Annotated in this window: 12 protein-coding genes and 4 tRNA genes; 9 read left to right on the top strand and 7 right to left on the bottom strand. The window is 67.9% G+C overall.

Annotated elements, in window-relative coordinates; genetic code table 11:
* From ssb to ABN028_RS21300, 5 genes are all read left to right on the top strand, one after another.
* A partial coding sequence (gene ssb, locus ABN028_RS21320) for a single-stranded DNA-binding protein (protein ID WP_349697843.1) occupies positions 1 to 567 on the top strand: 567 nt, incomplete at its 5' end.
* Positions 568 to 662: 95 nt separating this feature from the next.
* Positions 663 to 1,631, top strand: a complete 969-nt coding sequence (locus ABN028_RS21315; RefSeq protein ID WP_349697842.1) for a bifunctional DNA primase/polymerase — start codon at positions 663 to 665, stop codon at positions 1,629 to 1,631.
* Positions 1,628 to 3,118, top strand: coding sequence for a DUF3987 domain-containing protein (locus tag ABN028_RS21310; protein ID WP_349697841.1), 1,491 nt, complete (start codon positions 1,628 to 1,630; stop codon positions 3,116 to 3,118). The genes ABN028_RS21315 and ABN028_RS21310 overlap by 4 nt, the downstream gene beginning before the upstream one ends.
* Before the next feature lie 103 nt (positions 3,119 to 3,221).
* Positions 3,222 to 3,461, top strand: a complete 240-nt coding sequence (locus tag ABN028_RS21305) for a helix-turn-helix domain-containing protein (protein WP_349697840.1) — start codon at positions 3,222 to 3,224, stop codon at positions 3,459 to 3,461.
* On the top strand, positions 3,461 to 4,642 hold the full coding sequence (locus ABN028_RS21300; RefSeq protein WP_349697846.1) for a site-specific integrase: 1,182 nt from the start codon (positions 3,461 to 3,463) through the stop codon (positions 4,640 to 4,642). Before ABN028_RS21305 ends, ABN028_RS21300 begins: the two co-directional genes overlap by 1 nt.
* Before the next feature lie 75 nt (positions 4,643 to 4,717).
* On the opposite strand, the gene ABN028_RS21295 is transcribed toward ABN028_RS21300, so the two are convergent.
* From ABN028_RS21295 to ABN028_RS21280, 4 genes are all read right to left on the bottom strand, one after another.
* Positions 4,718 to 4,789: transfer RNA gene (locus tag ABN028_RS21295), tRNA-Val, on the bottom strand.
* Between the two features lie 18 nt (positions 4,790 to 4,807).
* Positions 4,808 to 4,878, bottom strand: a tRNA-Cys gene (locus tag ABN028_RS21290).
* 62 nt (positions 4,879 to 4,940) lie between these two features.
* Positions 4,941 to 5,013: transfer RNA gene (locus ABN028_RS21285), tRNA-Gly, on the bottom strand.
* Between the two features lie 72 nt (positions 5,014 to 5,085).
* Positions 5,086 to 6,408 (bottom strand): CapA family protein, encoded by a 1,323-nt coding sequence (locus ABN028_RS21280; RefSeq protein ID WP_349697839.1) that lies wholly within the window; start codon positions 6,406 to 6,408, stop codon positions 5,086 to 5,088.
* A 109-nt stretch (positions 6,409 to 6,517) separates the two neighbouring features.
* Between ABN028_RS21280 and ABN028_RS21275 the strand changes: the two genes are divergently transcribed.
* Positions 6,518 to 7,339 (top strand): aminotransferase class IV, encoded by an 822-nt coding sequence (locus ABN028_RS21275; protein ID WP_349330667.1) that lies wholly within the window; start codon positions 6,518 to 6,520, stop codon positions 7,337 to 7,339.
* Between the two features lie 15 nt (positions 7,340 to 7,354).
* Here the strand turns inward: ABN028_RS21275 and ABN028_RS21270 are convergent, their stop codons facing one another.
* On the bottom strand, positions 7,355 to 7,771 hold the full coding sequence (locus ABN028_RS21270; RefSeq protein ID WP_349330666.1) for an SsgA family sporulation/cell division regulator: 417 nt from the start codon (positions 7,769 to 7,771) through the stop codon (positions 7,355 to 7,357).
* 313 nt (positions 7,772 to 8,084) lie between these two features.
* On the opposite strand from ABN028_RS21270, the gene ABN028_RS21265 reads away from it, so the two are divergent.
* Both ABN028_RS21265 and ABN028_RS21260 read left to right on the top strand, forming a co-directional pair.
* Entirely contained in the window at positions 8,085 to 8,684 is a 600-nt protein-coding gene (locus ABN028_RS21265) for a TIGR02611 family protein (protein ID WP_349330665.1), read from the top strand.
* 45 nt (positions 8,685 to 8,729) lie between these two features.
* A tRNA-Val gene (locus tag ABN028_RS21260) sits at positions 8,730 to 8,801 on the top strand.
* Between the two features lie 115 nt (positions 8,802 to 8,916).
* On the opposite strand, the gene ABN028_RS21255 is transcribed toward ABN028_RS21260, so the two are convergent.
* Entirely contained in the window at positions 8,917 to 9,429 is a 513-nt protein-coding gene (locus ABN028_RS21255) for a beta-class carbonic anhydrase (protein ID WP_349688997.1), read from the bottom strand.
* Positions 9,430 to 9,514: 85 nt separating this feature from the next.
* On the opposite strand from ABN028_RS21255, the gene ABN028_RS21250 reads away from it, so the two are divergent.
* Complete coding sequence (locus ABN028_RS21250) at positions 9,515 to 9,649, top strand: hypothetical protein (RefSeq protein ID WP_349697838.1); 135 nt, start codon at positions 9,515 to 9,517, stop codon at positions 9,647 to 9,649.
* Here ABN028_RS21250 and ABN028_RS21245 read toward each other — a convergent pair.
* Positions 9,630 to 10,115: a hypothetical protein gene (locus tag ABN028_RS21245; RefSeq protein ID WP_349697837.1), complete on the bottom strand. Its 486-nt coding sequence runs from the start codon at positions 10,113 to 10,115 to the stop codon at positions 9,630 to 9,632. The genes ABN028_RS21250 and ABN028_RS21245 overlap by 20 nt on opposite strands.
* Positions 10,116 to 10,146 lie beyond the last annotated feature (31 nt).

The raw sequence follows: 10,146 nt of genomic DNA, 5'->3' as shown, positions 1-10,146 counted from the left end.
CAGAGACCTGTCAGGAATCCCGACGAAGGGTCAAACAATCACATGAACGCGCCGAACCCGCACCGACCTCGCCGCCTACCCAGTCAGGGACACCACACCGCCGAAGAACCCGCGGGAGTTCCGACAACCGGCGCCTGCTACGCGAGGTTTACTGTTGCCTCGACACCGCGGCGCTACGACCAGGCCAGCGGCGGCTGGGTCGACGGGGACACGTTGTTTATGCGCTGCACCGCCTGGCGGGACCTTGCCGAGCATGCGGCGGACACGCTGACCAAGGGCCACCGGGTGATCGCCACCGGTCGGGTCCGGCAGTCCAGCTGGGAAACCCCAGAAGGCGAAAAGCGCTCCGCGATCCAGCTCGACGTCGAGGACGTCGGGCCGTCGCTGCGGTGGGCCACCGCCAAGGTCACCCGCATCGCACGTGCGTCCGCCGGCGAGCCGGCACCGCAAGACCCGTGGGGCGTGCCGGCCGTACCGAACGCACGCCGCGGACCCAATGGTTCGGTCGGTCACCCAGCCACAGCCGGTGCCGTCCCGTCGGGACCCGATGCGCCGCCGCCGTTCTAACCCAACCGTGCCCGGGCCAGGCCAGACCGCCATCTGGCCGGCCCGCGCCGCCACCCAGCCTCACCGACCCACCAGAAGGAAGCCGAGGCACTGTCATGTCCCACCCTACGCACGGCGCACCCCACGCCAGCGCTGCTTGTCAGGCAGCGCTAGGTGCAGCCGGCCGTGCCTGGCATGTGATCCCGCTACGTCCGAACAGCAAGATCCCCGCGTTCCCCAACCACCCCGCCGACGCCTGCGACCGCACCGACCCGTGGTGCTGCGCCGGGCACGTCGACTGGGAAACCCGGGCCACCACCGACCCGGATCGGATCCGCCGCGGATGGGCCCGTATCCCGTACGGCGTAGGGATCGCCTGCGGACCCTCGCACCTGGTCGTCATCGACCTCGACACCCCCAAGCCCGACGACCGCCGGCCACCCCAGTGGCAGATCCCCGGAGTCGTCGACGGGCACGACGTGTTCGCCACCGTCTGCGAACAGGCCGGACAACCGATACCGCTCGACACCTACACCGTGGCCACCCCAACCGGCGGAACGCACCTGTACTACCGGCACCCCGACCACGGACCAACGCTGCGGAACACCACCGGCGGACGGCCAGGATCGCTCGGCTGGAAAATCGACACCCGCGCCGGCGGCGGACAAGTCGTCGCCGCAGGCACCACCATCAACGGACGGACCTACCGGGTCGTACGAGACGTCGACCCCGCGCCGCTGCCCGGCTGGCTTGCCGAACGGCTCACCCCCCGACCTCTTCCGCCCGAGCGGCCGGCACGCGTGAACCTGGCCACCGACCGACGCGGACGCTACCTCCACAAGGCCGTCACCGAACAGGTCGGCATCGTCCGCAACGCCGCGGAAGGCGGCCGCAACCACACCCTGTACATGTCCGCCCAAGTGCTCGGCCAACTCGTCGCAGGCGGCTCCCTCACCGCCGAAGACGTCACCGCACTCCTCACCCAAGCCGCCCTCGACACCGGGCTCACCGCACACGAAACCGCCCGCACCATCGCCTCCGGCCTACGAGCCGGCACCCGCCGACCCAGGAGCGTCGCAGCATGACCGAACCTGCCACACCGCTGTACGTCGTCCCCGAGGCAAGCCGACTGGCCGACGCGGAAGAGCTGGCCGCCGCCGAGGTCGCGCGAGCCAGAAGCGCCCTACCGGCCATTGACACTGCTGCGTTCGACTGCGTGCTTGGCCACATGGTGCGACAGGTCGAGCGGCACACCGAGGCAGACCCGGTAGCCGTGCTGACCTCACTCATCTGCGCTGCAGGAGTCCACGTCGGACCCGGCCCGCACGTACGCGCCGGCGACGACCGGCACCCGCTGCTGGTCTGGCCACTGATCGTCGGTCGTACCTCAGCAGGCCGCAAGGGAGCGTCCTGGGCGACGGCCCGCCGGATCCTCCATGCCGCCGGCCCCGATTTCGTCGCCGATCACCTCCGGAGCGGGCTCACCTCAGGTGAAGGCCTGGCGGCGATGTTCGCGCTGTCGGATACCTGCAGCCAGTGCGGTAAGGATCTCGGCGACTCTCCGTCGGACGACTTCTGCTCCGAAGACTGTCAGAACACCTTCCAAGCCACCGGCGGGCGGCGCACCCGTGGCCGGCGGACCGGGAGGCTGCCCGACCAGCGGCTGCTGGTGTTCGAACCGGAGTGGGCCGCGGTCATGGCGCGGATGCGGCGGGAAGGCAACGCCCTGTCGGCCACACTCCGGGCGGCGTGGGAAGGCGGTGACCTGTCCACCATGAACGTCACCGCCCGGGTCGCACCCGAATCACACGTCGGCATCGTGGCCCACATCACCCCGACCGAGTTCCGGGCCAAGCTGTCCGCCGCCGAACTCGCCGCCGGCACCTACAACCGGTTCCTACCCCTCGCGGTCGCCAGGTCACGGTTCCTACCCCTGTCCGTCGGTGCCGATCACGATGTTGTCCAACAGCTCGCCGATCATCTCGGCGACCGGCTCACCCACGCCACCCAGTACCGAGCCCTCGGCTTCACCGCCACCGCCGCCGACGCGTGGCGGCGCCTCTACATCGAGTTCGGCACAGACCATGGTGACGCCGGACCGGTTGAACAGTTCATCTCCCGCAGCGCCCCCAACTGCCTACGCATCGCCGGCATCCACGCGATCCTCGACGGCACCGACCAGATCCGCGCCGACCACCTAGCCGCCGCTGCCGCACTCGTGCGGTACTCCATCGCCTCAGCCCGCGCCATCTTCAACACCGACGAAACCCTCAACCGGCTCGCCAACTGGATCGCCGACGCCGGACCACAAGGACGCACCCGCAAAGACATCACCACCGGCTTCTTCGGCGGCCACAAAACCACCGCCGACATCAACCCACTCCTCAACCAGCTCGTCGCCAGCGGCCGCATCACCCGCACCAACCGTCCGCCGGCATCCGGGCGCGGCCGACCAACCGAGGTCCTCACCGCCAGGGCCGGACCTGCCCGACCACCGGCGGGCCGCAACCGAGTTAGTTCGCAGCCACAGCGAACAAAGAGGCAGGACGAAACCGCAGGTCAAACCACCTAGTTCGCAACTTCGCATAGTTCGCACGACCGAGATCGGGGGCGCTGCCACGCCGCTGACCGGAGCTAAGACAACCGCATGTGTATCTGGGAGGAGCACGGCCACCATGACCACCGACATCGCTGGCGGCACGCACGAGGTACCGGAACTCTTCCGCGTGCCGGAGGCAATGAAGATCCTGCGAATGAGCCGAACTGTCATGTACGAGCAGATCCGGGCCGGCCGACTCCGCTCGGTCAAACAGGGACGTTCCCGGCTCATCACCGCCGCGGCAATCCGCGACTACGTCGCGCTGCTCGAACGCGAGTCCGAAGGCGAACAATCACGACGGGGGAGGGCTGCGTGATGCCACGACGTGGGCACGGCGAGGGAACCCTCTACTGGGACGAGGGTCGCCAACGATGGATCGTCGAAGTCACGACCGGCTACACCCCGCGCGGAAAGCGGATCAAGGTGAGGCGTCACGCCAGGACGAAGACTGACGCTCGCACCAAGCTCCGCGAACTACGCCGCACCGTTGAGGATGGACTGCCGATCGAGCCTCAGTCATACACCGTGTCCGATGCTGTTGAGGACTGGTTGAGGTCAGGTCTTCGCGGTCGCTCGGACGGCACGATCGAGAAGAACACCATCTGGGCACGCAGCCATGTGAATCCGGCGCTTGGCGGTCGCAAACTTCGGGAGCTCAGTGCGGATGATGTAGACCGGTGGCTCGACGAGGAGGCAGCGCACCTCAGCACAGACTCGCTGCGCCAGATCTACTCCGTACTGAAGCGGACGGTCGATCATGCGCAGGCTCGCGACAAGGTGAAACGCAACGTCGTGAGTTTGTGCAACATCCCGAGGGGTCGACCGGGACGCCGATCCAAGTCTCTGAGCCTCGATCAAGCTAGAGCGGTCCTGGATGCAGCTGAGCAGGACGACTCGGTAGTCGGCGATTACATCGTCGTCTCGCTTACGACCGGGGCCCGGACGGAGGAGGCAAGGGCGCTCGCATGGGATCTGGTGGATCTTGTCGGAACGCAGACTGCTGGCCTGGAAGCGCCCCCATCGATCGCTGTCTGGCGATCAGTACGTGAGAGCCGCGACACGAAGACCGAGAAGTCCCGGCGGACGCTGAAGGCGCCAGAGCGTGCCGTACGGGCGCTGGGACGTCAGAGGAAGCGCCAGTTGTTACAAAGGGCGCGTTCCGGAACAAGGTGGCAGGAAACTGGCCTGGTCTTCACGACCCGGGACGGCACCCAGCTCGACGCTCGAAACGTGCGCCGATCGTTCAAGCGAATCGTTCAGCGGGCCGGCCTGGACCCCGAGAAGTGGACGCCGCGCGAACTACGCCACAGCTTCGTGTCCCTCCTGTCGAACCACGCGGGGCTCAGCATCGAGGAGATCGCCCGGCTTGTCGGTCACGCGACAACCTCGGTCACCCAGAACGTCTACCGCTTCGAACTGCGCCCGATGCTCATCGAAGGGGCTGACGCGATGGACCGGCTCCTGGCGGGTTCGGATGATGAATGCCCCTCCGATTGACCGTCCGGTCACCGTATGGACGTCGAGCCGGTCTGCCTTGGCTGGGCAAACCGGCTCTGACCTGCATAAACGGGGTGGGCGATACTGGGATTGAACCAGTGACCCCTACCGTGTCAAGGTAGTGCTCTCCCACTGAGCTAATCGCCCTCGTCACCAAAGCTTTCGAGGTGGAGACGGGATTTGAACCCGTGTACACGGCTTTGCAGGCCGTTGCCTCGCCTCTCGGCCACTCCACCGATGACAGACCTGCGGCGTGCGGTCCTGGGGGATCACCCCAGACGACCTCAGGCCCGCTCCGAGCGGACGACGGGATTCGAACCCGCGACCCTCACCTTGGCAAGGTGATGCGCTACCAGCTGCGCTACGTCCGCGTGCGCGCCCATATGTGTTCTTGGGCGCGCAGAGCACTTTAGCTGATCGGCGGCGGCTCTCACACCTGGGGCTCACACCGGCGGTTCGGGCACCGCGCGCACGTCGGAGCAGCCGCGGAGGGCCGCCCAGTCGCTGCGCATCTCCGCTGCGCGGCCTCCGGAGGCGAATGACGGCACGCCGTCTTCGCCGATCATCGCAGGCGCCCAGGAGGATCCGGTCACCGATCGGCCCTCCAGCGTCAGCGTGAGGACTCCGGTCGACGTCGTGCGTTCCGAGCTGCGGTTGTACCAGACGAAGTTGCCGAGGCCGTACGCGACGAAGGTGTCATACCCGTCCAGCTTTCCGGCAGCGAGCTGGACATGGGCATGGGTACCGGCCACGACATCCGCGCCTGCCGCCGCGAGCTCGCGAGCGAGGAGCCGCTGGTTCGTGGTCGGACAGCTCTCGAGCTCGGTTCCCCAGTGCAGATAGACGACCACCACGTCGGCGAGCTGGCGTGCCTTCCTGACCTCCGCCGCGAGGCGGGTGGGATCGAGAGCCGACGCCACGCCCGCCTGGGTGGGGCCGGCGGAGAATGCCCTTGTCGTGTGGTCGGCCACGGCGTCGGCACCGATGACGGCAACCTTCGTCCCCCTGATCGTCGCGACGTGAGGGGCGAACGCCTGATCGTCATCGGTACCGATCCCGACGACGCCGACCGGGGCGACGCCTGCCGCGGCGAGTGTGTCGGCGAGACCCTCGGGGCCGTAGTCGACGCCGTGGTTGTTCGCCATGGACACGACGTCGACGCCTGCGGCCGCCACTGCGTCGAACGCCTTGGGCGACGTGCGGAACGTGAACTCCTTGTCCTCCGGTTCGCCTCGCGTGGTTACCGCCGTCTCCAGGTTGGCGACGGTGAGGTCGGCTGCGGCGAGTTCGGGCCTCAGCCGTACGAGGGAGCTGCCAGGCTCGTCGAGCAGTGGTCTGAGGTGACCCTCGAAGTGGATGTCGCCGGCGAAAGCGAGGGTGATCGGGCGGGTCGCCGCGCCGGTCGGCAGATGCGAGCCTCGACCCGGACGACGCGGCCGCGCAGTCGGCGTGCGGGCACTGGTATCCGGAGGGGCCGCCCGGGCGGCGCTGGTCGGCGTGGCGTTCGTACGGCCCGACTTCCGTCGTGCCGGGCCCGTCCGTCCCGGGGTCGCCCCTACGGAGAAGCTCGGGTCGATCGTTCGCGGGTTCGGTGTCCGTGCCTCTGACGAGGCACCGGAGCCCGCCCTCGATGTCGCTCGCGCGTGCCAGTCCGGATCGGCGGCTTCGTACGTCCCGACGCCTCGCGCCGAGCCCAGCCAGGACAGGCCCGCGGCGACGACAACGATGATGAGGACAACAGAAATCCCCAGGTGCCGTCGCCGCATGTATCGAAGGCTAGGTGCCGGGGCACTCACCGACGGCCATAGTCTGGCAACACCGGACTCGTCGCGCTGTGAGGCGACGAATCCAACGACAGAAGGGCATGCGGGTCTCATGAGGCTGTGGGTCAACGGACACGTCGTCACCGATCCCGGCGCGCCGGCGGTGTCGCCGCTCGATCACGGTATGACCGTCGGCGACGGCGTGTTCGAGACGATCAAGGTCGTCGGAGGGCGACCGTTCGCTCTGAGCCGGCACCTGGACCGCCTGGCTCGGTCCGCCGACGGGCTCGGTCTGGCAAAACTCGATCTCGATCAGGTCCGTCAGGCCGTGCGAGAGGTCGTCGGAGGATGGGGCAAGCCGGAGGGACGGCTCCGGATCACCGTCACGGGAGGTCCCGCGCCGATGGGCTCGGAGCGCGGTGACCAGGCCCTCACCCTGATGGTGGGCATCGCGGACCTTTCTGCCCGACCGGAGACGACAGCGGTGGTCGTCGTGCCGTGGGTACGCAACGAACGCGGTGCCTTGGCCGGGCTGAAGACCACGTCGTACGCCGAGAACGTCGTCGCACTCGCCTATGCCCGGGAGCGTGGCGGCTCCGAGGCGTTGTTCGCCAACACGGTGGGCAATGTCTGCGAAGGCACCGGTTCGAACGTTTTCCTGGCTCTGGACGGAAAGCTCTACACCCCGCCGCTTACGTCCGGTTGCCTGGCGGGGGTCACCCGTGCGCTCGTTTGTGAATGGTGCGAGGTCGAGGAGCGTGACCTTCCGATGAGCGTCCTCGGGGAGGCCGAGGAGATCTTTCTGACCTCGACGACGCGAGATGTGCAGGGCGTACACGCCCTGGGCGGGCGCACGCTGGACGCACCAGGTCCATTGACCGCACGTGCGATGGAGACGTTCTCACGCCGGGCGGTGGAGCACACCGATCCCTGAGGCGCCGAACGGCTGCTACAGCGCGGGTCCTCCGCTGCGGCGAAGCTCCTCCACGAGGACGTCAAGGTCCACGTGTCCACTCTCGCCGCCCGGAGCGACGATTGCGTAGGTGCTCTGGAGGAAGGCCGCCAGGCCCTCCGCCGGTGCGTGCAGCACCGCCTCCCCGTCGGGGGAACGCAGTTCGATGAGGACGATCGCCCGACCGTTTTCGTCGACGAGAGGTGACACGTGGACGTCACCTTCGCCACTCGGTCGGAAGAGTCCTTCGGACAGGAGGTCACGAGCGAACACCCAGCGGACTCCGCGGGGTTCACCAGTGTGAAACACCGCATCGACGGCATAGGGGTCGGCAGCGTCGTATCGAAGCTCTGCGGTGAGATTCAGCGCGGCACCCGTTCCGTCAATCAGCCGGAGCGGGAGCGCGTGTGTCACCGAAGCGGGGAGTGCATCCATCGGGGGGCGGGGGCCTTTCCGTGGGTGTTACGGGACCGGCGGTAGGGCCATAGGGCGAGAGTTTGCTCCTACCAGTGGCCATCCCTCAAACCCGGGGGGTTGGTGCGTCCCGGTCTGGCCGATTCGCACCCCGGATTGTCTCGGTATCCGAGACAAGATCCGCGGTGATGGGACGAGGTAGAGCTCATGTTCGCGGGGTACTCTCTGCCGAAACGTAGGCTATGGCGTGCACCGAGACGGTGACGGCGACGGTATCGCACCCGAATCGGTGCGGGGGGACACAGGAGGACTTGTGCGCGAGGACCGCCGGCCCGGCATGGACACCGACACGCCGGGGCGAGACACGGTCGAGTCCACCGATGCGGCAACGAAGCCCGTGACCAGGAACGGATCGGACGTTCCCGATCGGGTCGACACCGACTCCGCCACCCGTGAGGAAACAGTCACGCGAGAGGAAGCGGTGACGACGCAGAAACCTCCGGGCCGCAGGCGACTCCTTCGGCACCACGCTCGCCGCGTTCGCCGCCGAGTCCGCCGGAACCGCACCCTCGACGCCACCTGGCGGGTCGCGGTATTCATCGTCGGGGTGGTCTTCGTCCTGGCCGGCCTCATCATGTTCGTCACACCGGGTCCGGGTTGGCTGGCGGTCATCTTTGGCCTCGCGATCCTCGCGACGGAGTTCGCGTGGGCGCAGCGCATCCTGCACTGGGCCCGCGAGAGGGCCCGCGAGGCGAGTGCCAAGGCGCTCGACCCGAAGGTACGCAGGCGCAATCTGCTCATCGGCGTGGGAGTGGTCGTGGTCGTCGTCGGTGGCGGATGGTGGTGGGTCGCGACGTTCGGATGGCCGGCGCCGCTGGTCGGCACCCTCGACTGGGTGCGCTCGTGGCGTTGACCGGCGTGCGCTAGGGTTTCCCTCGCGTTTCTGTAGTGAAATCCCGGGCGATTAGCTCAGCGGGAGAGCACTCGCCTCACACGCGAGGGGTCACTGGTTCGATCCCAGTATCGCCCACATCGAGTCGAAACCCCGTCCTTGCCAGGACGGGGTTTCGCTTGCTGAGAGGCCGCTCAAGATCCTCGTACCCGACCAGGCCGCGCCGGTCCAGGTGACCAGGTCGAGCAGCCGGTCAGATGACCTGGTCGAGCAGTCCGGTGTCGACGTCGTAGAGGAATCCGCCGACCGCGACGGACGAGGCGATGAGCGGATGTGCCTGCACCTTGGCGACTTCTTCCTTGATGCTCGCCACCTGGTCGATGGTGACTCCGATGGTCAGCCACGATGTGTCCTCACCGGTGGCGGCGGAGAGTCGCCGGTGGAGTTCGGGTTCGCTCGCCGAGGCCATCGCGCAGCGCGTGTGCTGGACGACCAGGATCCGGTCGACACCCAGCAGGTTGACGCCGAGAACGAGCGCCACCAGGGCCCGATCGGTGACGCGACCACCGGGATTGCGCAGGATCTTGGCGTCACCTGGGGAGAGTCCGATCATTCCGAGCGGATCGATCCGCGAATCCATGCAGGTCACCATGGCGACGCCTGCCCTCGCCACGCCGTCGAAGCCGGCGAGTTCGAACGTCTGGGCGTACGCCCGGTTTGCGGCGATCAGATCGTCGAACGCCGCCTGAGCTGGGATGTCGGCCACGAATAGCACGCTAGCGCGCTGTCGTAACACCGACGTTGCGAACTGCGGTGAGTCTGGCGAAGACCACCGGGTCGGAGTCGTAGCGGTGCGCCCGGTAGTCGTACTCGCCGGCACAGTCGTACTCGCCGGCACAGTCGTACTCGCCGGCACAGTCGTACTCGCCGGCACAGTCGTACTCGCCGGCACAGTCGTGCGCGGGGTCATGCGGGCGGAGGTGTGAGGATCATGCCGCGGTTCTTCGGCCCGCGGAAGTCGAGCTGGATCTCCTCGACGCCGCCGCCGATGCCGCGGTGGTGCCGACCGATCGTGGCGAGCAGCTCAGCCTGCCCCAACCGCTGCGCGCGGGTCCAGAAGTTGCAGCAGGGCACGACGACGACCGGTCGTACCCGTGCCGAGTCGACCACGGCCGGCAGCGCCTCGTCGGGATGCAGGCCGACGATCACGTCGTAGAAGTCCGCCATGCTCGCCGCGTACTCCTCCTGCCGGCTCGGGACACCCTTGAGCGTCCAACCACGCGGGTCGACGACCTCGCACTCGATGCCGTACCGCTTGCCGAGGATCCTCGCGAGCATGCCCTGTCCGCCGGCGACGTCGGCGACGTAGCGCGCGTCGGGGAACCGGTCGGCGACGAAGCCGGCGACCACCTCGAACCGGGTCGGGTCGCCGTGGAAGCGGTGGCGGCTCACGCGTACGGTGTCGACTTCGCGTCAACGTCCA

It is taken from the genome of Actinopolymorpha sp. B17G11 (assembly GCF_040196095.1).
Classification (GTDB): domain Bacteria; phylum Actinomycetota; class Actinomycetes; order Propionibacteriales; family Actinopolymorphaceae; genus Thermasporomyces.
Note: the sequence above shows the minus strand (reverse complement) of the source record. Positions and strands in the feature narration are given on the sequence as shown.